Origin of the sequence: Pseudarthrobacter phenanthrenivorans Sphe3, from assembly GCF_000189535.1 — a bacterium.
GTDB classification, from domain to species: domain Bacteria; phylum Actinomycetota; class Actinomycetes; order Actinomycetales; family Micrococcaceae; genus Arthrobacter; species Arthrobacter phenanthrenivorans.
The window spans coordinates 141,955-167,435 of the sequence record NC_015146.1; the positions used below are offsets into that span (position 1 = coordinate 141,955).

The 25,481-nt window shown below is 59.9% G+C and carries 24 protein-coding genes and 1 pseudogene; 16 read left to right on the forward strand and 9 right to left on the reverse strand.

The features are described 5' to 3' along the window. Nucleotides 1–126: 126 nt before the first annotated feature. The 3 genes and pseudogenes from ASPHE3_RS22980 to ASPHE3_RS20445 all read right to left on the reverse strand — a co-directional run. Nucleotides 127–210: pseudogene (locus tag ASPHE3_RS22980) on the reverse strand (AAA family ATPase); the annotation flags it as partial. A 65-nt stretch (nucleotides 211–275) separates the two neighbouring features. Continuing rightward, a complete protein-coding gene (locus tag ASPHE3_RS20440; protein ID WP_013603065.1) occupies nucleotides 276–1,037 on the reverse strand; it encodes a hypothetical protein in 762 nt (253 codons plus the stop codon). Continuing rightward, nucleotides 1,034–1,621, reverse strand: a complete 588-nt coding sequence (locus ASPHE3_RS20445) for an RNA polymerase sigma factor (protein ID WP_013603066.1) — start codon at nucleotides 1,619–1,621, stop codon at nucleotides 1,034–1,036. Before ASPHE3_RS20445 ends, ASPHE3_RS20440 begins: the two co-directional genes overlap by 4 nt. A gap of 392 nt (nucleotides 1,622–2,013) precedes the next feature. Between ASPHE3_RS20445 and ASPHE3_RS20450 the strand changes: the two genes are divergently transcribed. The 5 genes from ASPHE3_RS20450 (at nucleotide 2,014) to ASPHE3_RS20470 (ending at nucleotide 6,924) form a co-directional block, all read left to right on the forward strand. After that, on the forward strand, nucleotides 2,014–2,610 hold the full coding sequence (locus ASPHE3_RS20450; RefSeq protein ID WP_013603067.1) for a recombinase family protein: 597 nt from the start codon (nucleotides 2,014–2,016) through the stop codon (nucleotides 2,608–2,610). Between the two features lie 6 nt (nucleotides 2,611–2,616). Beyond that, nucleotides 2,617–3,999: a Mu transposase C-terminal domain-containing protein gene (locus ASPHE3_RS20455; protein WP_081459914.1), complete on the forward strand. Its 1,383-nt coding sequence runs from the start codon at nucleotides 2,617–2,619 to the stop codon at nucleotides 3,997–3,999. 2 nt (nucleotides 4,000–4,001) lie between these two features. Continuing rightward, nucleotides 4,002–4,808, forward strand: a complete 807-nt coding sequence (locus ASPHE3_RS20460) for an AAA family ATPase (protein ID WP_041653718.1) — start codon at nucleotides 4,002–4,004, stop codon at nucleotides 4,806–4,808. Between the two features lie 145 nt (nucleotides 4,809–4,953). Next, on the forward strand, nucleotides 4,954–6,207 hold the full coding sequence (locus ASPHE3_RS20465) for an IS256 family transposase (RefSeq protein WP_041653295.1): 1,254 nt from the start codon (nucleotides 4,954–4,956) through the stop codon (nucleotides 6,205–6,207). 138 nt (nucleotides 6,208–6,345) lie between these two features. Then, on the forward strand, nucleotides 6,346–6,924 hold the full coding sequence (locus ASPHE3_RS20470; RefSeq protein WP_013603071.1) for a recombinase family protein: 579 nt from the start codon (nucleotides 6,346–6,348) through the stop codon (nucleotides 6,922–6,924). A 374-nt stretch (nucleotides 6,925–7,298) separates the two neighbouring features. Here ASPHE3_RS20470 and ASPHE3_RS20475 read toward each other — a convergent pair whose 3' ends face one another. Then, nucleotides 7,299–8,375, reverse strand: coding sequence for a YaaC family protein (locus ASPHE3_RS20475; protein WP_013603072.1), 1,077 nt, complete (start codon nucleotides 8,373–8,375; stop codon nucleotides 7,299–7,301). A gap of 262 nt (nucleotides 8,376–8,637) precedes the next feature. On the opposite strand from ASPHE3_RS20475, the gene ASPHE3_RS20480 reads away from it, so the two are divergent. The 3 genes from ASPHE3_RS20480 (at nucleotide 8,638) to ASPHE3_RS20490 (ending at nucleotide 11,084) form a co-directional block, all read left to right on the forward strand. Continuing rightward, nucleotides 8,638–9,531 (forward strand): hypothetical protein, encoded by an 894-nt coding sequence (locus ASPHE3_RS20480; protein WP_148258206.1) that lies wholly within the window; start codon nucleotides 8,638–8,640, stop codon nucleotides 9,529–9,531. A gap of 24 nt (nucleotides 9,532–9,555) precedes the next feature. Continuing rightward, nucleotides 9,556–10,104, forward strand: coding sequence for a uracil-DNA glycosylase family protein (locus ASPHE3_RS20485; protein ID WP_254363157.1), 549 nt, complete (start codon nucleotides 9,556–9,558; stop codon nucleotides 10,102–10,104). A gap of 107 nt (nucleotides 10,105–10,211) precedes the next feature. After that, nucleotides 10,212–11,084: a hypothetical protein gene (locus tag ASPHE3_RS20490; protein ID WP_013603075.1), complete on the forward strand. Its 873-nt coding sequence runs from the start codon at nucleotides 10,212–10,214 to the stop codon at nucleotides 11,082–11,084. 68 nt (nucleotides 11,085–11,152) lie between these two features. Here the strand turns inward: ASPHE3_RS20490 and ASPHE3_RS22390 are convergent, their stop codons facing one another. Next, nucleotides 11,153–11,311 carry a hypothetical protein gene (locus tag ASPHE3_RS22390; RefSeq protein WP_013603076.1) on the reverse strand — a complete coding sequence of 53 codons (159 nt, stop codon included), beginning with the start codon at nucleotides 11,309–11,311 and terminating at the stop codon, nucleotides 11,153–11,155. A 150-nt stretch (nucleotides 11,312–11,461) separates the two neighbouring features. On the opposite strand from ASPHE3_RS22390, the gene ASPHE3_RS20495 reads away from it, so the two are divergent. The 7 genes from ASPHE3_RS20495 (at nucleotide 11,462) to ASPHE3_RS20525 (ending at nucleotide 19,928) form a co-directional block, all read left to right on the forward strand. Then, on the forward strand, nucleotides 11,462–11,941 hold the full coding sequence (locus ASPHE3_RS20495) for a DUF1643 domain-containing protein (RefSeq protein WP_013603077.1): 480 nt from the start codon (nucleotides 11,462–11,464) through the stop codon (nucleotides 11,939–11,941). Between the two features lie 145 nt (nucleotides 11,942–12,086). Continuing rightward, nucleotides 12,087–12,281, forward strand: a complete 195-nt coding sequence (locus ASPHE3_RS21340) for a helix-turn-helix domain-containing protein (RefSeq protein ID WP_013603078.1) — start codon at nucleotides 12,087–12,089, stop codon at nucleotides 12,279–12,281. Further along, the gene (locus ASPHE3_RS20505) at nucleotides 12,278–14,056 is read left to right on the forward strand and encodes a DNA methyltransferase (RefSeq protein ID WP_013603079.1); all 1,779 of its coding nucleotides are present in this window, start codon (nucleotides 12,278–12,280) and stop codon (nucleotides 14,054–14,056) included. The genes ASPHE3_RS21340 and ASPHE3_RS20505 overlap by 4 nt, the downstream gene beginning before the upstream one ends. Further along, on the forward strand, nucleotides 14,056–15,891 hold the full coding sequence (locus ASPHE3_RS20510) for a DNA methyltransferase (RefSeq protein WP_013603080.1): 1,836 nt from the start codon (nucleotides 14,056–14,058) through the stop codon (nucleotides 15,889–15,891). The genes ASPHE3_RS20505 and ASPHE3_RS20510 overlap by 1 nt, the downstream gene beginning before the upstream one ends. Before the next feature lie 61 nt (nucleotides 15,892–15,952). Continuing rightward, on the forward strand, nucleotides 15,953–16,747 hold the full coding sequence (locus ASPHE3_RS20515) for a hypothetical protein (protein ID WP_013603081.1): 795 nt from the start codon (nucleotides 15,953–15,955) through the stop codon (nucleotides 16,745–16,747). Next, nucleotides 16,744–17,916: an AAA family ATPase gene (locus tag ASPHE3_RS20520; RefSeq protein WP_013603082.1), complete on the forward strand. Its 1,173-nt coding sequence runs from the start codon at nucleotides 16,744–16,746 to the stop codon at nucleotides 17,914–17,916. The genes ASPHE3_RS20515 and ASPHE3_RS20520 overlap by 4 nt, the downstream gene beginning before the upstream one ends. A gap of 5 nt (nucleotides 17,917–17,921) precedes the next feature. After that, nucleotides 17,922–19,928, forward strand: coding sequence for a hypothetical protein (locus tag ASPHE3_RS20525; RefSeq protein WP_013603083.1), 2,007 nt, complete (start codon nucleotides 17,922–17,924; stop codon nucleotides 19,926–19,928). Between the two features lie 28 nt (nucleotides 19,929–19,956). On the opposite strand, the gene ASPHE3_RS20530 is transcribed toward ASPHE3_RS20525, so the two are convergent. Both ASPHE3_RS20530 and ASPHE3_RS20535 read right to left on the reverse strand, forming a co-directional pair. Then, nucleotides 19,957–20,268 (reverse strand): hypothetical protein, encoded by a 312-nt coding sequence (locus tag ASPHE3_RS20530; RefSeq protein ID WP_013603084.1) that lies wholly within the window; start codon nucleotides 20,266–20,268, stop codon nucleotides 19,957–19,959. 433 nt (nucleotides 20,269–20,701) lie between these two features. Then, nucleotides 20,702–21,091: a heavy metal-responsive transcriptional regulator gene (locus ASPHE3_RS20535; RefSeq protein ID WP_031216440.1), complete on the reverse strand. Its 390-nt coding sequence runs from the start codon at nucleotides 21,089–21,091 to the stop codon at nucleotides 20,702–20,704. A gap of 172 nt (nucleotides 21,092–21,263) precedes the next feature. On the opposite strand from ASPHE3_RS20535, the gene merA reads away from it, so the two are divergent. Next, nucleotides 21,264–22,706, forward strand: coding sequence for a mercury(II) reductase (gene merA, locus ASPHE3_RS20540; RefSeq protein ID WP_011691634.1), 1,443 nt, complete (start codon nucleotides 21,264–21,266; stop codon nucleotides 22,704–22,706). A 52-nt stretch (nucleotides 22,707–22,758) separates the two neighbouring features. Here merA and istB read toward each other — a convergent pair whose 3' ends face one another. Continuing rightward, nucleotides 22,759–23,574, reverse strand: a complete 816-nt coding sequence (gene istB, locus ASPHE3_RS20545) for an IS21-like element helper ATPase IstB (RefSeq protein ID WP_011691635.1) — start codon at nucleotides 23,572–23,574, stop codon at nucleotides 22,759–22,761. Continuing rightward, the gene (gene istA, locus ASPHE3_RS20550) at nucleotides 23,571–25,247 is read right to left on the reverse strand and encodes an IS21 family transposase (protein WP_013603020.1); all 1,677 of its coding nucleotides are present in this window, start codon (nucleotides 25,245–25,247) and stop codon (nucleotides 23,571–23,573) included. The genes istB and istA overlap by 4 nt, the downstream gene beginning before the upstream one ends. Nucleotides 25,248–25,481 lie beyond the last annotated feature (234 nt).

The following is a 25,481-nucleotide window of genomic DNA, read 5'->3' on the forward strand; positions in this document are numbered from 1 at the left end:
TTCATTTGCTCCGCTCGATTCAGCACAGGTCAATAACGACCGTTTCTGACATACGCTCGGCAGGTCTCCGAAAAGAGTTGTGGACTTGTCCGTTAGGTGGCGGCGTTCTGTTTTCGCTCTGTGTCGCTAGTTCCCGATGACGAGGACGCTTGCTGCTGCGTCCACGACGTCATCGGTGATGGTTTCGAGTTGGTTGATCCTGAGTACGCGGGGTTCGCGATGTCCGCAGGGTGCCCTAAACGGACGCGGATGAAGGCTGAGGTCGGATCAGCAGGTCACCGGCCGCTGATGAATTCTCCGACTTTTGTTTCGCCCTCTTTGTCATACACCGGGATGGGCTTCCCCCGGTGCGAGTCGATCCAGGCCATAGCCTCTTCAGGACTGCTGAATGTTTTCCCCTCTACATTGCCGCTGGCTTCCTTGAGATCGTTTTTGTAGACGTAGCCGGACTGTCCTGTGGTGGCTGCGACGGCGATGAGGTCTGGTTCGCCGCGTTCATTGATCACGCCATAGGTTTCGCCTTTTGCGTTACGTGCCCACTCGATGATTTCCTCGTGGACGTACTTCGCGGTGAGTTTCCATCGTGTGTCCGGTTCCGTGACGATGGTGAAGCGTTCCATTCCAGCGGCATATTTCACGGTATATATGGCGTCGCTAGCTTCGCCGCCGATGTCTTTCTGGGTGCAATTGCTGGAGGCGCCGTCCGGGTACGTGAAATTGCCCGTGCTCAGGCATATGAGTTCCACGCGTACTCCGGTTGCTCCTTCCGGCGCTGTTCCGAGGTCGATGGTCGCTTGGCCAGTGTATGTTCCCTCAACGGTTGATCCCAGCGGGGTTACTTTTTCGCCCCCTGGTAGGACGAGGATCCCTGCTGCAGCGGCACCAACGCCGCCAAGGACGGCCACGCCGGCTACTATCCCGGCGCCCCACAGCCGAGCACCACTTCGGGATTTGCCGGGGGCGGCCTGTTGCACGCGAGTGACCAGCTCTGCCTCTAAAGCATCACTGAACCGTTCATCGAAGTGCAGTCCATTCATGACTGATTTCCTTCCATCGCGGGAACGTAAGAGTGCTCGACGGAGAGTTTCATCCGTTGACGGGCCCTGTGCATGCGCGTTTTTGCTGCCGAGGGCGTGATAGCCAACAACTTGGCAGCCGAGGCGAGGGTGTAACCCTCGAACACCACGAGGCTGACGAGTTGCCGGTCCGTGAGGTTGAGTGATCGCAGGGCCTCAGACAGTTCCTTATTCAAGGCATCCTGGGGACTTCCGGCGAAGAATTCCTCCATCACATCCGGCGCGTCCTCCGACCGCGGAAGCGATTGAACGAGTTTTTGGTGTCGCCGGAGGGCTCGGCTGTTGTTCCGGGCCACGTTGACGGTGGTGACCAACAACCAAGGAAGTATCGACCCGTCGACCAGTCGGACTTTGTTTCTTAAACGCCATAGCTCAAGGAATGCCGTAGCCGTAACGTCCTCGGCAGTGTGGTGGCCTACGGAAATGCGGTACGCGTGACGAAAGACTCGGTCTCGGTGCCGACGGTACAGCGCGGAGAACGCGGCGCTATCGCCGGCAAGACTACGCGCCCATAGCTCTTCGTCCGCAGAATTAACTGTCCCCATGCACTGTATTGTCCGGGAACACCCAAAAAGGTTTCACCAAACCGAAAAACATCCCGAAAGTCTTTGTCCGCAAGTCGTCCCGTTAGCCGGTCCTCTCCGGCGGGCCGGAGGGGAAACCGCTGGCTCAGGAGACCCGTGTCATTCCGACTCTGGATGCTTCCCGTATGGCTCCCCCGGGAAACTGCCCGATGAGGTGCGGCAAACGGACGCCGGCCGCAGCTCTTAGCTGCCTAGTGTCTTGAAAATCAAAAGCTTTTCAAGACATTGGTATGGACCTGAGGAGGGTTAGCAGCTGGCTGAGAAGCCGGGCTCGCCTATGTCTCGGAAACGCGTCTCACTATAAATCGTCTCAGCGGTGGCCCGTGACGGACTTTCTGAGCCAGAATGGCCTAATGAGGCAGTTGGGTTATACGCGGGTGAGTACGTCGAGCCAGGATGCCCAGCTGCAGCTCGACGCACTCGTCTCCGCCGGCGTGCAGAAGCGCGACGTTTTCGCCGACGTGACCTCCGGAAGTAGGACGGCGATCGAGCGGCCCGGGATGAAGAGGCTCCTCGAGTACGCAGAGGAGGGCGACACCGTCGTGGTGTGGCGGGTCGATCGGCTGGGCCGGTCATTGATCGACGTGCTAAACACCGTGAACCTGCTGAGAGAACGCGGCGTCCAGGTCCGATCCATCTCAGACGGTATTGACCCAGCGACCTCGACGGGCCGGCTGATGCTTAACATGCTCGCCACGTTGGCCGAGTATGAGCGCGAGCTGATCGTCGAGCGAGTCAATGCCGGCATCGCCGCTGCCAGGCAGAACGGAACACGCTTTGGCCGGCCGCTGACGGATCCGCTTGTCATTGCGGACAAGCTGGCGATCGCGCAGGATGCCCGGGAGAAGGGACGCACCGCCGAGGACGCGGCCCGCCTCGTGGGCTGGAGCCGTGCGACTCTTTACCGCCACCAGCAAGCCTTCGCCGCGCGCGAGGGCATCACGATGTAGGTGTTCCTGACCGGCGAAGAGCGCTGGAGAGTCCTTCGACTTCACGTCGAGGACCAGATTCCCCTTGCCGCCCTCGCCCGTGAAACCGGGATCAGCACCCGTACTCTTCAACGTTGGCTTCGGCTCTACCGGGCTGGTGGTGCGGGTGCTCTCGACCTGGGACCGCGCGCCGATGCCGGCACGCGGCGCTTAGACCCAGGAATGGTTAGGTTTATCGAGGGACTTGCACTGACGAAGCCCCGCCCGAGCATGGCAACGCTGCACAGACTCGCCGTGGCCGAAGCGGGCAGAAGAGGTGCGCTGGCGCCGAGCTACTCCGTTGTCCGCGGGATAGTCCAAGCACTCGACCCTGCCCTGGTGACCCTGGCTCTTGAAGGTCCCGCATCCTATCGGGACCGGCATGAACTTGTCCTTCGCCGCCGCGCCGACCGGCCCAACCAGATATGGCAAGCGGACCACACCCAACTCGACATCCTCATTAGCGGCGCCACCGGTAAACCCGACCGGCCATGGCTGACGACAGTGATCGACGATTACTCCCGGGCGCTCTGTGGCTACACCATCTTCACCGGTGCACCATCAGCACTGAACACGGCCCTGGCACTCCGGCAGGCCATCTGGCGCAAGAGCGACCCCAGCTGGGCAATGTGCGGGCTGCCCGACATCCTGCACGTGGACCACGGCTCCGACTTCACCAGCCACCACCTCGAACGCACCGCCATCGAGCTGCACGTCCGCATCATCCACTCGACCATCGGCCGTCCCCAGGGCAGAGGAAAGATCGAACGGTTCTTCGGAACCATAAACACCGAGGTTCTTCCTACCCTCCCCGGGCATCTGGGAGCGGGCAACAGGAAACCACAACCCACACTCGATCTCCCGGGACTGGATCGCGCCATCGGAAGCTTCGTCGCCGCCTACAACGACCGGCCCCACAGCGAACTTGGTGTCTCACCACGCGATGCTTGGGTCGCGGACGGTTGGCTTCCCCGGATGCCCGAATCCCTGGAGGACCTCGACGGACTCCTCCTGACAGTTCCAAAGAACCGAACCGTGCAACGCGACGGCATCCACTTTCAAGGCCAGCGCTACCTCTCGCCCACTCTGGCGCCCTTCGTGGGGCAAACCGTCACCATCCGATACGACCCGCGGGACGTATCCGAGATCCGCGTCTATGACCACGACACCTTCGTCTGCGTCGCCATTGACGAAGATCACCCCAACCTTCGTTTGAGCCTGCGTGACATCGAGGCCGCACGCAGAGCGCGCCGGAGAGAACTGCGCCGCACCATCAACGACCGCATTCCATCAGTCACCAGCCGTGACGAACCGCGCATCACTGAACCAGTACGGCGAAGGCGCCGACTGCGCACCTACGAAGAGGACTAATGATGAACCCCACATTCATCGTCACCAAGGAACACCGACGCTTCAACGAGTTCGCCAACGCAGTCCGAAAAGAACGAACAATAGGAATCTGCCACGGGGACGCCGGGGTGGGTAAAACACTCTCCGCGCGCCGCTACGCAAACTGGGATGACCTTGAGCCGTACATCACCGAGTGGGGACCACGCGGCGATCAGGACGAAAAGCACTACAGCCTGGCCAACCGCTCCCGCACCGTCTTCTACACCCCGGACGTACTCTGCCGTCCCAAAACACTCATGGAAGACATACACCGATACCAGGTGAGAATCGGCTCGTGCATCGACGAACACCTACACAAACTCGATGCCGCACCACGCTCAATGAACAGAGTCACCACGCTCGTGGAGCTGCTCATCATCGACGAAGCCGAACGCCTCAACGCGACAGCCCTTGAACTCCTCTGTGACAACCACGACCGAACCCACCTGCCGATGATCCTCATCGGCATGCCCGGCATAGACCAACGATTCCGGCACTACCCCCAGCTATACAGCCGCCTCGGCTTCTCCCACCGATACCGCGCCCTCGGCAGAGACGAGCTCCTCTTCGTTCTGGACCGACACTGGAAACGCCTCGGCCGCACCCTCGACCCGGACGACTTCACCGACGCCCAGGCAATCGCCGCAGTAGAACGCATCACCCGCGGCAACTTCCGGCTCCTCGAACGGCTATTCCCACAGATCACACGCGTCCTAAAAATCAACCAACTCGAAACCATCACCGACGACGTCGTAGAAGCAGCAGCAAGCATCCTCGTCATCGGCAACTAGCGACAAAGAGCGAACACAAAAAGCCGCCACCTAACGCCAACATCCACAAAAGAAGTCGGGACTGTCTGAATAACGGTGTGTGGAGTCCGGCCTGATCCGAAAGGAGACGGCCGTGTCAGAGTCCACGTCCGAGATGGCAGGGGTGATGATCGATCCTGTGACGGGAGAGATCATCGATCAGAAGGAGCTTGCGGAGCGGTTGCTCGCGCAGGCCAAGGAACAGGGCGTGAGCCTGGTAGGCCCGGGCGGGCTGCTGAACCAACTCACGAGAAATGTGCTGGAGACCGCTCTGGAAGCCGAGCTGACAGAGCACCTCGGCCACGAGCACGGCCAGACACCGATCGCAGCCAACATGCGCAACGGCACCAGGTCAAAGACCGTGTTGACCGAGATCGGTCCGGTCGAGATTGAGGTGCCCCGGGATCGGGACGGGTCGTTCGAACCGGTGATCGTGCCCAAGCGGAAACGGCGTCTGGACGGGATCGACCAGATCGTGCTCTCCCTCTCTGCCCGGGGGCTGACGACCGGGGAAATCGCCGCCCACTTCGAGGAGGTCTACGGGGCCAGAGTCTCTAAAGACACCATCAGCCGCATCACGGAGAAAGTCGCCGGAGAACTGGCCGAATGGTCGGCCCGGCCTTTGGATCCGATCTATCCGGTGCTGTTCGTTGATGCGGTCGTGGTCAAGGTCCGTGACGGGCAGGTGCGCAACACCCCGTTCTACGTCGTTATGGGCGTCACCACCAATGGGGAGCGGGAGATCCTGGGCATCTGGGCCGGCGACGGTGGCGAGGGTGCCCGGTTCTGGCTGCAGGTCTTCTCGGAGCTGAAGAACCGGGGCGTGGAAGATGTGCTGATCGCCGTCTGCGACGGGCTCAAAGGCCTGCCGGAGGCGATCACGACCACGTGGGAGCGGACGGTGGTGCAGCAGTGCATCGTGCACCTGATCCGCAACAGCTTCCGCTACGCCGGACGCCAGCACCGCGACGGCATCGTCAAGGCGCTCAAGCCGGTCTACACGGCCCCGTCCGAGCAGGCGGCGAAGGACCGGTTCGCCGAATTCACTGCCGAGTGGGGCCAGCGGTATCCGGCCATCGTACGGCTCTGGGAATCCTCCTGGGCCGAATTCGTGCCCTTCCTGGAGTACGACGTGGAGATCCGACGGGTCATCTGCACGACGAACGCGATCGAGTCGATCAACGCACGCTACCGAAGGGCGGTGAGGGCCCGCGGGCACTTTCCGAACGAGACCGCTGCCCTGAAATGCCTATACCTGGTCACCAGATCTCTTGATCCAACCGGCGGTGGCCGTGCACGCTGGGTGATGAGGTGGAAGCCTGCGCTAAACGCGTTCGCTATTACCTTCGCTGGCCGGTTCGAAAGAACCACTCAACAATGAAAACCGGCCGGACTCCACACACCGTTTATCGGACAGTCCCAAGAAGTCGAAAAATTCCTCTTACTGTGGTCAAAACTGGTTGCCGAAAAGAAAGCCGGTCAAAAGGGTTGTTGGAGGGTTTTTGACGTGTCTAGGAACATGGTCGGCTATGCGAGGGTCAGTACTCGTGGTCAATCGCTCGATTCGCAGGTGGACGCGCTGGTAGCGGCCGGAGCGGTCCGGGTCTTTCAGGAGTATGCGTCCGGTGCTACCCAGGCAAGGGCGCGCTGGAAGGACTGCCTGGATTATCTGCAGCCGGGCAACGTGCTGTTGGTAGCGGACCTGACCAGGCTAGGCCGTAGTACCTCCGACCTCGCGGACATCGTCACAGTGTTGGGTAAGCGGGGGATAGGCTTCCGTTCCCTGGCTGAACCTTGGTTGGATACGACCAGTGCCCACGGCAAGCTCATCTTTGACATGTTCGCTTCTCTCGCGGAATATGAGCGCTCACGGCTGTCGGAAAGAACGAAGGCTGGGCTGGCCGCAGCTAAAGCGCGAGGCCGGCTCGGTGGCCGCCCGCGGGCGATGACACCGGGGAAATTAGAAACGGCCCGGCAGCTGCGCAATGAAGGAAAGACTTTGAAGGAAACGGCTGAGCGGCTTAGCGTCAGCGTTTCATCACTGACTCGGGCCCTCAGCAGGAACGACGTCCCAGAAGTCGCATCCGCAGCTGCATAACGCGTTCCTAATTTTGGGACAGCTTATGGCGCACCAAGGTTAGGCAACTGCTGACATCGTGCGGCGACAAGATGGCCGGCGGGCCGGGAACTTCGGAACCTACAACGGAGGCCCCTAGGTACCAAGTGACAAATAGCGCCGTGAAAAAGCCGCCATTTACCGCCGATAGCCACGGAGCGAACCTGCCTCGCCGAGTTGTGTCCCAATTCCAAGGAAGTGCACGTCGCAAAGCCAGCACCCTTTCCCGACTAGGGTTTGCCGGTTTGGACTACTGATTGGGGCAGTGGCGGTGCTTGGAGTGTTGGTCGCTCTGGCTGGCAATTGATCTCAGGAGACCCCCTTACTAAAAGGCGATCCGACCTGGGGCCTACGAACTAACCTCCTTGCCCGGAGACGCAGAGGATTGCGTTCAGCGCCAGTTCGGGGACAGCCCTGATTGCTTCATTGAGTATGTATTCGATTGGGACTGCGCTTGGATCTTCTGCGACTGATGTCAGTTTCAACCAGACGCTGGGCTCATATCTGGCTAGGCGGGAGAGGGTAAATAGTACGGCCCACCACAGCATGAAGGGGTGGGCGGGTAGGTTCGAGTCGTCCAGACTCGGATACACAGAGAGGACGCCGTGGTATTCGGTGGCGCGGCCTTCTAATGCTGACTTCTCTGATTCCGAGCTAGATTTCGGGAAAGCGACTGGGGCATGCAGCCATGTCTCAGAGTCGTAGTAGCCGCGTTGATAAGGGATACGGCCGGTTGGATCTGGAAGGCGCCATCCAGCCAGAGAGGGATAGGGCTCAAGGTGCTTCCGGAGTAAGTGGTGCTCTTCTGTGATCTCCGCTTCGGGGATGACATCGCGTCCGATGGAGGGATCCTTAACGCTAACTTGGAGGTCGATAGGCAGCGGGTAGAGCTGTCCCCTTGCGAGGTCCGAAACCCGAATAATGTGCGGTGACTCCTGGTCGAGTATCAGCCGTTGGAGCCGGGAGTTTCCGGGCAACGGGAATCGTTCGGCATCGGGTAGCAGGCCCCAGAGGTCACCTAAGGCGACCTCTTGGCTCATGGGCGATGCTTTCAGCGCCTTTGCTACTACCGGGAATGCACCCTTGCCTTCGCCGCGGACGGGTACTCGGGCGAGGCCTTGGGTGGCTGCTCCGTTGAGCTGATCGCTAATGCCGTGCCCGCTAAGTCGATACTCATTGTTGTCGAGTTCCGTTGAGGTGGCAGCGATGGCCCGACCAAGCTGTGACAACCCGTAAAAAAGCAATATGGGCTGGGTTGCGGTGCCGACTGTCGAACCGGCGGAGAACAGCTGTTCCGCCTGCTCCAGGGCGGCGTTGAAGGTTTTCTGACGATCGCCTCGGGCAGCTCGACCGACCCGCTGGGAACGGAGCGCTCGTAATTGCTGCCAGATCTGTTTGATAGGAACAGCCTGAAGATCCGCGTGTGTCGTCATTCAGAAAGACTATGTGCCGGACGAAAGCAAGCGTTGGCAAAGGCCAGGCAAGGCTAACGGAGTCGAGTATTCCTGCTGGCCAGGGTCCTCTCCAGCGACGTGTTCCAATTCCAAGGAACTGGAACGGACTACTCGCCCGGAGGGCCCTCCGTGGAACTGTCATCATTACTTGGTGACTAACTCCGTCCCCACTCTCCAGCAAGTCCTTGAGCGAGCACGAAATGCCGCGTATCAATACATGGCTATGGGGGAGACTTCCGGTTTGGACTGGGATGAAGAAACCACTACCAACATCATGCTCGTCGAAGTGCCCCCGCTGGTTCATGTCGTCCCTTTCACTAGGAATCAAGAGGGGGGTGATAAGCGACTGAAAGACGGCGGAGCGGGTGTGGGGGCTGACTGGTTATGGTGGTGGGTTGGCCACGACGGCACATCCTTCGGCATGCTTGTGCAAGCCAAGCGACTCAAGAAGGACAAGGAGCGATGGACCATCGACTTCGGATACAAGTCGGGAAAGCAGTGGGAAGATCTACACGCAACGGCGGATGTCCTCAACGTAGCGCCGAGCTATGCGCTTTATCTTGGCTCCCCCGACTATCGGAAGCCTGTTGAGTGCGGTAGGAAGGACCATCCTTCTGACTTTGGGCAGTGTGACCGTTGCATCCGTAAGTCGGTTTCGTTTTACCCGTCGGTGTTGGCGGCCGACGGCGTAGGAGCAGAGCCCGGAGTTGCCTACAGGGAGTCCATTCCACTGGAGAGCATCGCGGATCCACAAGCGGACACTGAGACCCCTCGTACGCAGGAATGGACTTACGGACTTACACCGGAATTGAAGGAATTCCTGACCACCGAAGCAGCCGGTGTTCCCCAAGCGGTGGCAAAACAGCTCGTGTCCAAGGCGCGGGAAAGGCGATCTTGGCAATTCGATCTTATGGAAAAGAACCTGACTGATCAGATCAGCGAGGATTATGTGTTCGAGTCGCTACCAGCAGACCAGGGACACCTTTCCGCTCCGTACTTTATTCAAATACTGCGGGGGTTGCGTCGAACTCCGCCGGGATATGTCCTCAACGTTCTCAATGGGGACGCACCTACTGGACTCGACACAACCGCGTTGGCCGGATTAGTAGTCGTCCGTGCTGAGTCCTTCAACTGAGTCGTCTCACAAATGGTAGATCGGTTGATTGGCCATCAGGAGAGCTTGCCGGACGGGCAGGGGGGACTGACGCTTGCCGATTTATGGCCTACTGAGCACGTTATTGCTGCCGTTGTCGGTCTAAACCCCGCGCCGAAGAGTGTCGAGGCGGGCCACTATTATCAAGGTCCGGCAGGGCGGCGTCAGCTGTTGCGGTTGGCTGAAGTCGGCCTGTTCGATCCGGCGGACGCGCCGTTCCTGGATGACGCTGCAGTGCAGTGTGGAATAGCCTTTACGGACATTGTGAAGGTTCCGTCCCTGGGGGAGAAGCAGGTGAAAGCCGAGCGAATTCGTGAGGGGTTGCCTTTGCTTGAGGCCTCCTTGGCGGCTCGCAAGGTTCCCTTGGTTATTGGGGTGTTCCGGCATCCGGTTCAGGCGCTGCTCGGCTTGAGGAAATCAAAGCCGGGCTTGCAGGAGAAGACGACGAGTTGGGGTGCACGTGTGTTTCGGATGCCTGGGCCGTACGCAAAGGCTGATGAAGCAAAAAGGGTCTTGAGTGAATTGGACAAGGTGTTGCGTGAGGTCACGATCTAGCCGACCGCTCCTTCGCTTTCCGCTTATGGCCGCCCGTCCAGGGCCATTTCACATCCCCTTGCTGGTGCCGTCCTCGCCCCACCGGGACACGTCCTAGTATCTGAATCATGACCTTTACGTACACCTCCACGGAGTTGGCAGAAATCGCCGAGAGCATTCCGGCCCGCGCCCACGAGGCCGGCATTTTGTTCGTGCCTGGCGCAAAGGTTGAGGGTGAAAGCCACATAGCCCTCAGTGGCAGCGACCTCAATGTCGACGAAGCCGTCCGGGTGGCAGCCAAGGTCGGGGCGGTATTCATCAGCTCTAGTGCTTCCACCTTCGAAGTGCAGAACTACCTAGACGAGCTTGTCGATGACCAGGAAAATTTGTCCGCTCGGGCCAAGAATCTGATTGAAGCTGCTCGGCAGTACAACGGACAGCACCAAAGTGTGACGGTAATCTGGGCCGCCCAGGGGCTGCTTTATGAGTGGCACGCTGGCACTGATTGGCTGGTTCCCTTCCTCAATGAGCTACACGAAGCGGTTGAAGAGTCAGAGGAAGAATCCAATGAAGCCCAGCGGGAACGCCTGACCGAGTACTACACGAATATCCAAACGGCGGCGACAGTTCTGGCTGAATCCCGCAAATACCGCGGCGAACAAGTGGGCAAGCGTCGGCACCTGATGGCAACTATCATCGCTGAAGCCGGAATGGACGAGATCGACGACATCACCTTGTCCCATCGGGTCATGCCCGAAGCTAACAGGATCATAAGTGCCAAGGTTTACGAGTTCGAGCAAGACTTCCGAGCTCGCAAAGCGGAGATAGCCGAGGAACTTAGGAACTTCCCTGCCTGGCAAGCGGTTTACTCCAAAGCGGAGCGTACGGCTGTGGCCATGAAATTCCTGATCAAGAAAGCCGACGGCCATCGGCTGAGCACGGACTTGGCCGTCGAGATCAGCGACGCTGCAGCGAACCCTGTCTACGTATCGCGCTACTGATTGCCCGCGCGGCCGCACAGTCTGCGGCCCACATTCCCGTGGTCTGAGAAGAGGGGCAAACCAAAATCTCAGAGGTCGTGACCTGAAAGGAACACTGCCAGTTCCTCGTCCGTGGGTGGTCTGACTTCGACCGGCACTATGGCTGCTGTGGGGAAGAGGTAGTCGTTTATGGACGTCTGACCATCAAGTTCATGGACTGACTCGGTCCCGTAGTTGTTCCACGTCATGCTCGATCCTAAACGGCCGACTCAGTGAAACCTGACGGTTCCTTCCGAACGCCCCCCATTCGCTACTCTTGGGTGTTCGGAATTAGATCGTGACGACCATTTTCTGCTACCCAGCAGCACACCGTCGCGGGTGCACAGAGAGACGAATGAATGGGCCGCAGCACGGCACCCACAGGGTTCACGGCAATCTTGTTCAATCCTCCGTTGTCGACCGGCGCCAGAACCATCGCCCGGGTCACTCTCGCCGCTAAGCTGCTGGGGCACGAAGAGGCAACGATTGCGAATCTCTTTCCACTTGCAACCAAGAGCGTTCTTGAGGTCAACGCGATTGGGAAGGACTACGACCTGTGGCTTTCCGCCCGGGCTGAAATCGGTGAGCGCCTGGCGGTTAGCGGGGACATTCTGCTGGCTTATGGCTGCCAGGAGCCCGTTGGGGAAGTACGTGCTCATTTCAGGGCACAGATCGCATGGCTGCGTCAGGAGATCTGTATTTCCGACAGCAAGGTATGGTCAGTCAGCGACGAGCCCCGCCATCCGTCCAGATGGCAACGTCACACCGCCCGGGAATATCCCGGACTGCCGTTTAACGCGGCCCTGGAGTTGTCACTTCGGCAGCTTCCATCGGCGTGATGAGTCGAAGGTCTCAAAGGGCGGGTGGCGTGTCGATTCGATGCCCTTCGCATCAGCTCATAGCATAGGAGCTGTGCCACTCCTTCAAGACCAAGCCCCGGAATCGCCCCAAGAATGCGGTTCCACTCCCTCTGAAATCGCCACTATGGTGCGCCTGAATCGCGAGAGTCAAGGGCTTACCCAGCATCAGCTTGCGACCCGGATGGGGTCCACCCAGTCAGTGGTTGCCCGCTGGGAAAGAGGGGACCATGAAATTACCATGGCCAATCTGGCACGGATTGCCGATGCTCTAGGCGTTGTGTTCACTGTCCGCTTCGGCACGAAGGATTCCCAGAAATGAGCCGAACGGTAACGGAGCCGTACAGGCAGGAAATCACTGGGGCGAAGGGTTCCATCTTCTACCGGGCACATAGCTACCACACCAAGGTCCCCCCTGAGGGGATCGCGCCTGTTATCGAGCACTACACGAACCCCGGCGACACAGTTTTGGACCCCTTCTGCGGGTCGGGGATGACCGGTGTTGCGGCCCTGCTGACTGGCCGCAAAGGGCTCCTTTCGGATTTGGCTCCCGCAGCTGTCCATATTGCTTCCGGGTACACAACGCCGAGTGATCCTGTAGCGCTGGCTGAGGCAGCACGCGATTTATTGGCTAGCCTCGCTGATCTGGAGCAGGAGCTCTACGGAACAAAGTGTTCACGTTGCGAGGGCGATGCTCGCATTGAATACACGGTCTGGTCTGACACTGTTGTCTGCCCAGGCTGCAGTCATGAGGTACTTTTCTGGGATGCCGCGCGGCAACCGGACGGGACCATTTCAAAGAACCTCGTTTGTCCCTTGTGTTCTTCCGGTTTCCGCAAGGGAGACGCGGAAATACTGCCGGGCGCTCCAGTCCTAGTCTCGGTGGCCTGTTTAGGGTGCAAGAGTCGGGAACAGCGGCCACTCACAGCGATAGAACGGGCCATTGCTCACTCCCCTCATCGAGGGGAGATCACCGACTGGTATCCCACGGCACCGTTGGAGAGTTGGCGCGAGATGTGGCGCGGGCAGCACGGCAAGATGGGTATCGCCACAGCTGCTGACTTTTTTACTGATCGCAATCTGCGGGCCCTGGCTGCGGTGTGGAGGCTGGCCAGTGCTTCATCGGAGCGGACCGGTTTGCGGTTCGCCACGACCGCGATCGTGAACCGGGCATCCCGCAGGTATCAGTGGAATCCCAAGCGACCCACGAACGTGCTCTCGGGCACGCTGTACATCGCATCCATGACATACGAATTCAACGTCTTTTCGCTGCTTCGCAGAAAGCTCAGCGCCGTCGTCCAGCTGGCAAAAAAGGTGAGCGAGGCTCCAGGGCAATGCAGCGTCACCCAATCCTCTGCCACTGAGCTCAGGCATCTCCAAGACCAGAGCGTGGACTATGTTTTCACCGATCCTCCCTTTGGCGCCAACATCTATTACTCCGATGCCTCCTTCCTGTGGGAGTCCTGGCTGGACGACTTCACTGACACGACGAATGAGGCAATCGTGTCGACTTCCTTGACCGCTGAGCACGGCGGAAAGAGTCTCAACGATTACGAGAAGCTGATGTCAGCCAGTTTCGGAGAAATCGCTAGGGTGCTTAAGCCTGGCGCTTGGGCGAGCGTCATGTTCCACAGCAGTGATGATGCCGTCTGGAGCAGTCTTGAACGCGCCATTGAGAGCGCCGACCTGACCCTTGAATCTGCTGTCGCCTTCGACAAGTCCCAGCCCAGTTTCAAGGGGGTGAAGCAAATGACGAATCAGGAACGGGTATCAAGCTTCGACCTTGTGTTGCACCTTCACTCCACAGTGGGTGGGGTTGCCAGACGACGGCAGTCGACCACCAAGGCAGTGGACGAGACAGAAGTGATAGATGCAATCAAAACCCATCTTCAGACCGCTTCTCAACGACAGCGAACCACACCCTACCTCCATTCTTTCGTCATGAGGTTCCTGCTGGAGCGCGGTGCCTCCTTCGCCGGCTATTCCTACGGACAAGTTGAGGTTCTCCTAACCAAGACCTTCCTGTTCGAAAAGGGCGCTTGGAGTCCCTTGCCGGCCGCCGACGCTTCACCCGATATCAAGCCTGAAGGAATCTAATGACCCTCACTGCCAACATCACTGAGCTGGACATGGATCCACGGCTTAAGGAAATACTCCGCGAAACAGGGGGCCCTGCCCGGCGACCCATCCCAACGGATACCTCCTCTTCGAAGGGCAGCAGCGCCTACCAAGTGCACACCTACCCGACGAAAGTACCGCCGGGGGCCATTGAACCTTTCATTCTGGCCAGCAGTGAGCCCGACAGTGTCGTGCTCGATCCCTTCTGTGGATCCGGCATGACCGGACTAGCCGCACTCAACACAGGACGGCGAGCTCTGCTGTCGGACCTTGCTCCGGGTGCAGTTCACCTGGCCCACAATCACAGCCACCCGGTACCCCCGACAGTCATCGCCGCAGCCATGACCTCACTAACCACGGCCATGACACCCACAGAAGTGGCGCTCTACGCATCGAACTGCCCCACCTGCGGCCGCTTGGAGCGTCTGCGGCACCAGGTATGGACGGACGTGCATACCTGCACACAATGCTCAGAACCCATCCGCGTCTGGGACCAAAAAACTGAAAGCGGCAGCAGCTCCCGCACCCTCACCTGCGGAAAATGCGGCAATGAACAGACCCGGTCAGGTCTTAGTGGTGTGCCCACACAACCTGCAGAAAAAGCCGTTGCCTGCGGTTCTTGCCGCAAGCTCCAAAGAGGGCCGGCGGATGAGCATGACCTCACCTTGCTTGCCACCATTGCCCAGCGGCCTGTGACCCATTGGGTTCCCAAAGTTCCGCTGGGCCCGGACCGGGAGATGTACCGACGCTCAGCCCTTCATCTGCGCAATGTCACTCAGGTGGCTGATTTCTGGAATCACCGGAGCCAACTCGCGCTCAGCGAGTTGTGGCACTACATCACCACCAAAGCGGACCAGAAAGTCCAGTCCGCCCTGAAGTTCGCCTTCACCAACACGGCGTGGCATGCAACGCGTATGCGGCGCTACAACGCCTTTGGCGGCCAACGTCCACTCACCGGCACCCTGTACATCCCACAGCTGATCGCAGAGGGCAACGTCTTCGAAATCTTCCGCCACCAAGTTGCGCAGGTAAGTCGCTTTTATTCGACCCATCCCGCTTTGCAGGACTTGGAAGGCGGAGTCGACCGCTCTTTCGCTCGCCAATCGTCGGCGACAGATCTGTCGTGGCTCCCAAGTTCAAGCATCGACTATGTCTTTACCGACCCGCCCTTTGGAGCGAACCTGTTCTATGGCGATTGCAATGTCGTCTGGGAATCCTGGCTTGGTGACGTCACAGATCTCACCGAGGAGATTGTCGTTAACAAGTCGCTTCCCTCGACTGCGGGCGGGAAGTCCCTCGATGACTACGAGAAGCTGCTTTCCGGCGCATTCTCAGAAGTTCGCCGCGTGCTTGCGCCAGGGGCTCGGGCAAGCGTTGTTTTCCATAACGCCGATGACAAAGTGTGGTCGGCCCTGCTCGCAGCCACCGACCATGCCGGACTCGTTCAAACCGACGTGAGCGTCCTGGACAAGATGCAACGCTCGATGAAGGGCTATAAGGGCCGCAGCGGAGCAGAGCTTGTACCGTTCTTTGACCTTGTCATCACTTTTACGGCCGGCGCTAAAGGAGACGTGCAGAATCTCAACGGAGCCGGCGAAATCGCACTGGAGGCCATCCGCCGCCACCTAGCCACTCTGCCCCAGGGCGACAAGAACGAAGTGACCCATCAGCGCAGCCTCGAATACCTTTACTCACTGTCAATCGGGGCCGTCATTGCCAATGGTGCAAAGCCCACGGGGTTGTCTTTTAAGGCTCTCGAAGAACTGCTGAATTCAAACTTGGCGAACAAAGACAGGCACTATTACCTGAGCTAAAGGCTCTCGCCCAGTCGACGCAGTTTCTCCGTCGACTGGGCATATCTGTACTGTATGCAACGTGAGCGCGCTTGATGTAGTTCTGGAGAAATTCAGCGAGACAGGGTGGGGTGTTGCCGCGCGCGAAAGCGTCAGCGGTGGCCGCAGCGTCAACCCTTCACGTGTCGATCTTGTCCGAGGTAAGCAGCGCTTTCTGCTGCTCGCCTATGCCTGGAAGATCACCCACGAAGGCAAAGGCCGGACGGGCATGAATTACCGGATCCAGACAACCCGCTCTCACGAAGGCGATCTGCTCCATGAGGAAGGCCGGCAAACCGTTGGGTTTGGTGTAGACGCCGACCGCGAAGTCATTGCGGCCTTTGACGGCTGGACGAAGCGCGCCACCGGCAGCTCATCGAGTGTCCACATCGACAGGGCGACCCTAGACAAAGCTGCAGCTGACGGATTCGCCGTTGAAGAACCTCACTGGGACAGCCGGGCAGCGGCACGATATTCCGACGCTCACCTGTTGCTGCCGTGGATCTCCGACCAACAAGCGGCTCGTACTGCCGCCGTTCAACCCCTCGAGTACGTAATTTCGGACGACGAGGCAACTGTTGTGGCCGACCTGTGGAATTCCGCACCCGCCGCGTGGCTTCGACAGAACGACCGTCTTGTCCTGGCCAACCGGGAGGGCAATGACCTGCTGGATACGGCGATCTGGCGGATTACCGATCTCAAGGTGAAGACGGTTACCAAGGAAGGGCGCAACCCCCGTCGAAACGTGACCTTCACCTGTCGGCGCTATGGCCGCGTCACCACCGTCCATAAGGCCACTTTTCTAGCTGGCCTGACTAAGAGGGAGCCCACGCCATGAGTCTCGCCGACAACGCGAATCTCTTCTACTTCGATGAAGACCATCGCGCCGCCGAAGAAGTTTCGAAATTGCACCTGGAGTCTGCTGACGTTCCAGTGTTGACCGCCCGTGCCAAGAAGCTCGCGGCGGAAAAGAAGCTGTTGCTGCCGGATGCGGATGCCCTCCTGGAGCGCTGCATCGTAGCCCTGCTTGGAGGACACATAGTGCTTCAAGGTCCGCCAGGCACCGGCAAGACGACCTTGGCCTACGTGCTGGCAGAGACGTTCAACGCATCAGCCCACTTGGAGACTGCTACCGCCGACTGGAGCACTTACGACGTTATCGGTGGGCTGCATCCGACGTCGAAAGGCGGGATTGAGACACTGGTGCCTTGGCTCGGGCATGTGCCACGGGCTGCCCTGGAATGCGCAAGCGTAATCAGTCGGCACGCGGATGAGGAGGAGGGCAAAACCGAGCCCCACCAAGCTCATTGGCTCATCATCGATGAATTTAGCCGCGCTGAAATAGATAAGGCCATCGGCCCCCTTTACACGGTCCTCGGAGGTGGGGGTGAGGATGTGCCCCTGCCGCTGTGGTTCGGGGATTCTGAACAGCGAAACGCTGTTTGGTTGCCCAAGCGGTTCCGGATTATCGCAACGATGAATACTGTGGACACCAATTACGTGTACACGTTCTCGCAGGGGCTGAGCCGGCGGTTCCAATTCATTTACGTCGGAGTTCCACAAAAGGAACAGGTGCCGGATGAACTGCGGCAGGCGCGCGTCAGCGCGGCCAGCTGGTATGCCGAGACTTATGGGGACCAACGGTTCAACCAAGATGATTTCGTAGCCGACCCGCGATTGGTCCAGGCTTCCGCTGTTTTAGCCGACCTGCTGTTAACGCTTCGCTACGGAGACGAGGCAACCAACCGTCCCGGCTGGCCTCTTGGTACGGCACAGGTTGTGGACGTTTATCGCCAACTCGCGCTGAGGTTGCCCGCGACCGGCAACACACCCGAGGCTATGCTGCCCGCTCTTGATCTTGCCCTGGCAGATCGAATCATCCCGCAGGCCGGAAATCTTACGAAGGTACAGCTCGACGCTGCTGAAGCCTGGCTGCAGACGCAAAAACTACCGCGGACACGTGACGCCCTGCAGCACCTCCGCATGGCCTCCAGCACGGGCTACTGAGCAAAGTGGCGCAGGCAACCGACGAAGAACTGGTTGATGATGCCGTAGAAGCGGAAGGAGGCCGCTTTACAGCTGCTGGACGACGCGCGGCTATCAATGCATCGTTACCCTTGCTGGCCACGTACTTCGCGGATGCCCCCACCTGGGAGTTGGAAGTCAGCCAGCAACTCGCCACCACGCCTGATGAAAAGGCCGTTGACGATCTGGCGAAGGCCGTCAGACTGCGGGCTTCACTGGCAGCGGCGGAAAGGCTGCTCCGCATCCTAGGCGACATAGCCGCCCGCCCCACCTTCCGCTACTCGCAGGTGAGCGCTGAATCGGTCGGACAAATCCGTGGCCGCTTGGATCTGTCTCGCTACAGTCGGGAGCATGGGAGGATAGCGGTTCCCAGACGTTATCCAATTCGTTTAGTGGAACGGGAGAATGCCACCCCGGAAAACATCCTGGCATCCTACGCCGCGCATTGGATCAGAAGAGATCTGACGACCATGCCCCGAGACTTCCTTCCCGCCAGATCACCGGAACTGCGGGATCTTCAACGTCTCCAGGACGGACTGGGCCGAAGCCTCGGCCTTCCACTGCTTGCAGGAACCAGCACACTCGCTCTGGATGTATGGCGGCGCTCGGCCCTTCCAGACCTAATCGAAAGAGTCAATGCCCGGTTAGAGGCCGGGCACATCGCTTCCCCGGAACCCTACAAGGAACTGGCTGACTGGGTGGCAGCAACGCGTTACGGCACCGCAGTTGCCGATGTAGGAGACCGAGAATGGAGCTTCTACGATTCGCGCTTTGACACCAAACTTTTCGAGATCTGGTGCTTACTGAAGTTAGCAAACGCCATCACCGCGCTCATTGGGCCTCCCGCGACAGCCGCTAAGAGTCTTGCCCAGCGTAACCGCGGGCCCATGTACACATGGAACATTGGAGCCGGCAGTCTGCAACTACACTTTCAAGCTTCACTCACGGCGCTGGCCGAAGGTGGTGTGGTGTGGTCATTCGAGCCCGGCCCGGGACAGCTACTGGGCTTTCCAGATCTGGCAGTTACCGCTGATACGGTCGCCGGACGTGGCTTAGCGATCTTCGACCCAAAACTGCGGCGCAGACCTGGGAAAGTACCAACGGAGGAGCTGTACAAACTGCTGGGCTATTTCGGTAACTTAAAGCACTCCAAGCCTCCGATGGGAGCAATTTTCTACTACAGCCCGGGAGAGCTGACCGATCACACTCTCATCAGCGATCAAGGCGGCGAGCTCCATGCGCTCGGGCTAGATCCCGAAGTTGACTCTATGACACCCTTCGAGGCAGCGGCACGGTTGGCGGTTAAAGCAGCTGGATTGGGGGAGCGATCTCTGTCTCTTCTTGGAGCTCCGAGACCGGAAGATTCCTCCGATGCAGGCGAATTTACAGCCGCAATTCACCAGGAGGTAGCAGTTGATGCGATGCGGCGAGAAGCCGACAGATTACCGCCCTCAACGCTCGGACCCACCCTGAAAGCAACCGAAACGTCGCTACGTGCCATCTGGCCGCAGCTTGATGAGCAAGCTCAGACCATGATCGTCACAGCCGAGTATTTCGGACTCAACGCCCCCAGAAATGCAGACCATTCAGGTCCGTTGCTTGGGCTGGCAGCAGCATTCGAAAGGGTATTGAACGAACGAATTTTCCACCCCGCTGCGGAGAAGTATGGTGCGCTCATAAACCTCACTCAGACTTTAGGAGGTCGTCTCCACACTCTCGATGCAGCCCTACGGGGGCGTAGCGAACCCGAGGCGAAGGCCATCGCAGCTTTCCTAAAAAGCCAGCAGAATATCGATAGCCCCAACCTGCAGGCGATTCTCCGCGATTCGAAAAATATGAACCGTTTGTACCGCATACCCGCTGCTCATTCAGACATCGTGGCATTTAAAACCTGGGCGGATGGCCGCGACATCATCTTGGACCCACGTGAAGGGCTATTGGTCAGGTTGATGAAGTCGTTTGCAGCTGACGTCACAACGGCGACTGCCGACTGAGAACCAACTGAACATGGAGAGTGGCTGCTTAGAGCTTATCTATCCACGTTTCTTCTTCCCGGTTGTCCCAGGCAGAACCTCCGACCTTTTTCGGCTGGACGGTTTTGCGCTGCCGGAGGAGATTTAGTAGCCGATGTGCGTCAGTCGCGTAAAGGTCCCGTAGGGAGCTCACCGGGCGAACCATGAATGACTCTATTAGAGCCTTCCGCTCATGCTGCTCGTGGATGCCGGCTTCTGCAAATGCTGCGCGTAGCTGGCCTACCTGTTCATCAGTGATAGGCAGGTGCTGTAGCGGTACCGTGTTCTGCGGCGCATCAATTTCAAACAGTGAATCAGCCATCCGCCCAGCCTATCCCTCGAAGGACACGTCCATTGGTTCGTGCACCAGGCCATCCCGGCCAGGTTAGTGCAGCCGGAATTCGTCACCGCGATGCACCGCCTCAGCCCAAGCCTGCACGGTCACATCCGGTACAACGAACTTGATTGCTTCCGCCTTACGCCTTATGGCAGCTGTGATTTGAGGGACTGGCTGACCCTCAAGTGCAGCGATCTTTGCGGTCATCCTGGACAGGTCCAGCACTGATTGTGTCAACGTGATCGGAGCCCACTAGGACGGCCCGAACGGTACCCACCCGTCGGACGTCCGGGGATGATGTTGTGAGGGTGTCTAGGGGTTCTTGGCGTGGTTTCTGGGTCTGTGAAAACACTGCCGCGGGTTGGGACGATACCCGGGGTCCCGGTTGTTGGAAGCTGGCGTCTGGCGGAGTAGTGCGTCAGAGGTAGCTGCAGATTTGTTCGGGATCGCAGCTTGCGTCGGTCCCGGACGCGGCAGTGGCGTGAAGGCCGGCGACGATGGATCGCAGCGCCATTAGTTCAGAAATCTGGTGGTCCAGTTCGGCCAGCTGGTTGGAGAGAAGGTCTTGGACGTGGGCGCAGGGGGCTTCTCCGGCGTCACGGAGGCTAAGAATTTCGCGTATTTGGGTCAGGGCGAGGCCTGCGGCCCGTCCGCGGCGGATGAATTCGAGCCTGGCCACGGAGTCGTCATGGTAGTCCCGGTAGCCGTTAGAGGATCTTTTCGCTGCCGGGAGAAGCCCGCTGTCCTCGTAGAAACGCAGCGTCTTGGTTGTCATCCCTGCCGCTGCCGCGGCCTCACCGATACGCATCATGAACTCATTTCTTAGCAGGCGGCCAGGACGGCGATTCCTTGACATTCCAGTGTAGGGGAAGGTTGAGAATGGGATGCAGAGCTGGTCTTCGGTTGAAGGCTGCACATGGCGGTCGGTTGAGCAACAGGTGTGCTGGCGGCTGCTTCCCTTCCATCTTCAGGAGTCCCTCGTGTCGGCAGCATCTTTCGATTATGACCTGGCCATTATCGGTTCCGGCGGGGCTGCTTTCGCTGCGGCCATCCGGGCAACCAGCCGTGGCAAGCGGGTGTTGATGGTGGAGCGCAGCACTGTGGGAGGCACGTGCGTGAACACGGGCTGCATCCCGTCCAAGGCCCTGCTGGCCGCCGCGGAAGCCCGCCATGTCGCCCTCGATGCTTCCGGACGGTTCCCCGGTATCAGCACCTCCGCAGAGCCGGTGGATATGCCCGAACTGGTCGCCGGGAAGCGCTCACTGGTCGAATCCATGCGGTCAGAGAAGTATGTGGATCTCGCCGCGGGCTATGGATGGAACCTGCAGCGGGGGACGGCGGTGTTCGCCGGAACCGCAGCCGCACCGGTTTTGAACATCACCGCCCCGGGCGGAACCACCGAGACAGTCAGCGCGGAACACTACCTGGTCGCGACCGGCTCCACCCCCTGGATCCCTGAAGTGCCGGGAATGGACGAGGTGGATTATCTGACGTCCACGAGTGCGATGGAGCTGCAGGACGTTCCCGCTTCGATGCTGGTGGTGGGCGGCGGGTATGTGGCGCTGGAGCAGGCGCAGCTTTTCGCCCGGCTCGGCACGGAGGTGACCATCCTGGTCCGGTCCAAGCTCGCCTCGGCCGAAGAGCCTGAAGCCGGGCATGCCCTCGCCGGTGTCTTCGCCGATGAGGGCATCCGGGTCGTCCGTCGAGCGACAGCGTCCTCGGTCCGGACCGATGAGGTGTCGGGGGACGTGGTCGTGGATGCTTCCGTCTCAGGAGGAAACGAGGAATTCAGGGCCGCGCGCCTGCTCATGGCAACAGGCCGGCGCCCGGTCACGGAGGATTTGAACCTTTGCATGGTCGGCGTTGAAACCGGGGACCGCGGGGAAGTCCTGGTCGACGGGAGCCTTCGCAGTACTAATCCGAGGATCTGGGCCGCGGGTGATGTGACGGGTCACCCGGAGTTCGTTTACGTCGCCGCCGCGCACGGGGCCCTGATGGTGGAGAACGCCTTTGAGGGTGCCGGGCGTGAGGTCGATTACCGGCACCTGCCCCGGGTCACGTTTACCAGCCCTGCCCTGGCCGCTGTCGGGATGACGGACAAGGAAGCGAACCAGGCAGGGATCCGGTGCATGTGCCGGGTTCTGCCGCTCAAATTTATCCCTCGCGCGCTGGTGAACCGTGATACCCGCGGCTTCATCAAGATCGTTGCCGACGCGGACACGGGTCGGATTGTAGGGATCACTGTCGTGGGTAAGGACGCCGGGGACATCGCCGCCGCAGGGATTTACATTCTGGAGGCCGGGATGACCGTTGATCAGGTCGCGAATCTCTGGAGCCCCTATCTGACCATGGCCGAAGGCATCAAGATAGCAGCCCAGTCCTTCACTACTGACGTCTCCAAACTGTCCTGTTGCGCGGCATGAAGTGGTCAACGACAACCTATGTGTTCGTGGGGCGGGCGGCCGCGGCTACCTTTTAGTGCGCGTTCCTTGTCAGGCTGTGGGCGAGGCGGTAGGAATCGGTGCCGGTTTCGATGATGGTGCCGTTGAACGTCAGCCGGTCAACGATCGCGGCGCAGAGGCGCGGGTCGGTGAATGTCTTGGTCCAGCCGGAGAACGACTCGTTGGAAGCGATGGCGATGGAGTTCTTCTCTTCGCGTTCGGTGAGGACCTGGAAGAGGAGTTCGGCGCCGCGCCGGTCCAGTTCCATATAGCCGAGCTCGTCAATGCAGAGCAGGTCCACTCGGCCGTATCTGGCGATGGTCTTGGCGAGGACTTTGTCGTCGGCGGCTTCGACGAGTTCGTTCACGAGCCGGGTGGCCAAAGTGTATTTGACCCGGTATCCCTTCTCCGCCGCGGCGGTGCCCAGCCCGATAAGCAGGTGGGATTTGCCGGTTCCGGAGTCCCCGATCAGGCATAGCGGTGCACCTTTTCGAATCCATTCGCCGGTAGCGAGGGTATGGATGGTAGCGGGGTTGATGTTCGTGTTCGCGTCGAAATCGAAATCACCGAGCCATTTATCCCGGGGAAAGTTCGCGGCTTTGACGCGTCGGATTGAGGAGCGACGGTCCCGGTCATCGCATTCGGCCAGCAGCAGCTCGGCCAGGAAGCCTTGGTAAGAGAGTTGTTCCTTCCCCGCGACGGTCAGAGCTTCGTCCAGAACCGCCCGGATGGTGGGCAGGCGCAATCGGCGGCATGCTTGGTCCACGGCCGCGACCGCGGCCTGCTCAGTCAGACCGCGGCGCCGTCGCAGGGTTGGGGTGATGGTGGTGGCCGGTGCGGTGGGGCTCATGAGATGTTTTCCTTCGACGCGGTTCCTGCGGAGTGTTCGGTGCGTTTGGCCAGCAGCTCGTCATAGGCGCTGATCGCCGGGAGCGGCCGCTTGTCTGGAGGGAGCCCGGCGATGACCGCCGCCGGGTCCATCAGCCGGCGCTGGGTCAGGCTGACAACTCGTTGCACTTTCGCTTCAGCATGAGCACCGCGATGACGGTCAGGACGGGACCCACCAGCAGGGATGCTGGAGGCATGTCGGCGGCCTTCAACCGCCACGACGTCGGCACTGACGGCACCTACTCCAAGGGCTGCGGTGATCCCTGCCTCGATGTCTTCGGCTTCCATCGATCGGTGCAGCAGCAGGACGTCAATCAGTTCACGGGTCCCCGCGGCATCACCGTTGACCCTGCGCGAGGCAGACCAGAAGGCGTCATGGGCGCTGGTGAAAGCACCCGACTCCCGCGCCCTGGCCAAAGCAGTGGAACCAGGCAAAGCGCCGGGCTTGGTCTTGAGGACCTCCAGATAATGGTCCAACTGGACCGACTGCCCGCCCTTGGCAATAATCCGCTGGTGCCGGGCCGCCACCGCGCGGCCGTCGAACACCACAACTTCGGATGCCCGCAATGAAACCCGGACCCGCCGACCGATGAACCGTGCTGGCACCGAGTACTTCACCATCCGCACGGTGATCATTGAGGACCGGTCCACTCTCGGGTTCAACACCAGACCGGGATCGAACTCGTCGGCCGGCAACGGTGCCAGGAACGGGCGCTCGGCGGCGAAGTCTTGGCCGATAGTGCGGATCCTGCCATCAATCCGCCGCTGATCGTCTTGAACCTCCCGGCTCCGGATCCAGTCGTTGAGCTCATCAAGGGACCTCGCCACGGGCATCGGGGTCAGCCGGTTGCGGCGGAACCAGCCCACCTCGCCCTCGACCCCGCCTTTCTCGTGAGCGCCGGCAAGACCTGGCTGGCAATAAAAGGCATCAAATCCATAGAACGAGCGAAACAACACCCACCGGTCATTCTCCAGGCGGTTCCGCCCCTGACCGAACACCACGGCCCTGACGGCACTGGTGAGGTTGTCATAGCGGATATGTTTGACCGGCACGCCGCCGATCTCGTTGAACGCCTCGACGTGGCCTTCCAGAAACGCTTCCTGGGCCTGGGTGGGGTAAATCCGGTGGATGGCTTTGCCGGAGTGAGAAAGCCGGAAGATGAACATGTGGCATTTCGTCTTTACCCCGTCCAGCACGATCCAGACTTCACCGAAGTCCACTTCCGCTTCCGCGCCCGGGGCGTGCTCCTGAGGAACAAATACCTCAACCCGGCGGTCGGCCTCCACATCGATCTGCGCCCGGCGGACCCGAACGTAGTCACGCACCGTCGAATACGACAACTCGTCCGCTCCATGCTCCTCGATGAGCCGGGCAAGAATCCTCCGGGCAGTGTGACGCTGCTTCCTCGGCGCCGTCGTGTCCTCGACGAGCATGGCGTCGATCGTCGGTTTATAAGGATCAAGCCGCGGCGAGGACCGTACAGGAGTTTTACGCTCTGGCGGGACCGGGGAACTTAACGCCTTACGCACGGTTTTCCGCGCCACCTGGTGCCTGCGGGCAAGCTCCCGGATTGACGCGCCCTCCACCCGGGCATCCCTCCGAATCTGCGCGAACAACTCCACTCTTGACCCCATCCCGGCCCTCCCGTCGTCGATCCAACACTGGATGGATCAACGTTCACAGGTGGGTACCATTCAAGCCGTCATTAGGTTCGGCATGTCCGGCTGGTGGGTACCGTTCGGGCCGTCCTAGTGGGCTCCGATCAGACTGTCATACTCAAGCACGGTGCTATTTCGTTTCATGCCAATCTCCTTCGCTTGTTTTGATGTCAACCCGAACCTAGGTCTGGATTTCAAAGGAGTGGGGGA

What these genes read in the sequence shown, in the direction of transcription:
- ASPHE3_RS20445 (WP_013603066.1), bottom strand. Translation starts at nt 1,621, where the DNA reads ATGGGGACAGTTAATTCTGCGGACGAAGAGCTATGGGCGCGTAGTCTT.
- ASPHE3_RS20535 (WP_031216440.1), bottom strand. Translation starts at nt 21,091, where the DNA reads ATGCGTATCGGTGAGGCCGCGGCAGCGGCAGGGATGACAACCAAGACG.
- ASPHE3_RS20470 (WP_013603071.1), top strand. Translation starts at nt 6,346, where the DNA reads ATGGTCGGCTATGCGAGGGTCAGTACTCGTGGTCAATCGCTCGATTCG.
- ASPHE3_RS22390 (WP_013603076.1), bottom strand. Translation starts at nt 11,311, where the DNA reads ATGACGTGGAACAACTACGGGACCGAGTCAGTCCATGAACTTGATGGT.
- ASPHE3_RS20495 (WP_013603077.1), top strand. Translation starts at nt 11,462, where the DNA reads ATGGGCCGCAGCACGGCACCCACAGGGTTCACGGCAATCTTGTTCAAT.
- ASPHE3_RS20465 (WP_041653295.1), top strand. Translation starts at nt 4,954, where the DNA reads ATGATCGATCCTGTGACGGGAGAGATCATCGATCAGAAGGAGCTTGCG.
- ASPHE3_RS20440 (WP_013603065.1), bottom strand. Translation starts at nt 1,037, where the DNA reads ATGAATGGACTGCACTTCGATGAACGGTTCAGTGATGCTTTAGAGGCA.
- ASPHE3_RS21340 (WP_013603078.1), top strand. Translation starts at nt 12,087, where the DNA reads ATGGTGCGCCTGAATCGCGAGAGTCAAGGGCTTACCCAGCATCAGCTT.
- ASPHE3_RS20490 (WP_013603075.1), top strand. Translation starts at nt 10,212, where the DNA reads ATGACCTTTACGTACACCTCCACGGAGTTGGCAGAAATCGCCGAGAGC.
- istA (WP_013603020.1), bottom strand. Translation starts at nt 25,247, where the DNA reads ATGGGGTCAAGAGTGGAGTTGTTCGCGCAGATTCGGAGGGATGCCCGG.
- ASPHE3_RS20505 (WP_013603079.1), top strand. Translation starts at nt 12,278, where the DNA reads ATGAGCCGAACGGTAACGGAGCCGTACAGGCAGGAAATCACTGGGGCG.
- ASPHE3_RS20520 (WP_013603082.1), top strand. Translation starts at nt 16,744, where the DNA reads ATGAGTCTCGCCGACAACGCGAATCTCTTCTACTTCGATGAAGACCAT.
- ASPHE3_RS20510 (WP_013603080.1), top strand. Translation starts at nt 14,056, where the DNA reads ATGACCCTCACTGCCAACATCACTGAGCTGGACATGGATCCACGGCTT.
- ASPHE3_RS20475 (WP_013603072.1), bottom strand. Translation starts at nt 8,375, where the DNA reads ATGACGACACACGCGGATCTTCAGGCTGTTCCTATCAAACAGATCTGG.
- istB (WP_011691635.1), bottom strand. Translation starts at nt 23,574, where the DNA reads ATGAGCCCCACCGCACCGGCCACCACCATCACCCCAACCCTGCGACGG.
- ASPHE3_RS20530 (WP_013603084.1), bottom strand. Translation starts at nt 20,268, where the DNA reads ATGGCTGATTCACTGTTTGAAATTGATGCGCCGCAGAACACGGTACCG.
- ASPHE3_RS20460 (WP_041653718.1), top strand. Translation starts at nt 4,002, where the DNA reads ATGAACCCCACATTCATCGTCACCAAGGAACACCGACGCTTCAACGAG.
- ASPHE3_RS20450 (WP_013603067.1), top strand. Translation starts at nt 2,014, where the DNA reads ATGAGGCAGTTGGGTTATACGCGGGTGAGTACGTCGAGCCAGGATGCC.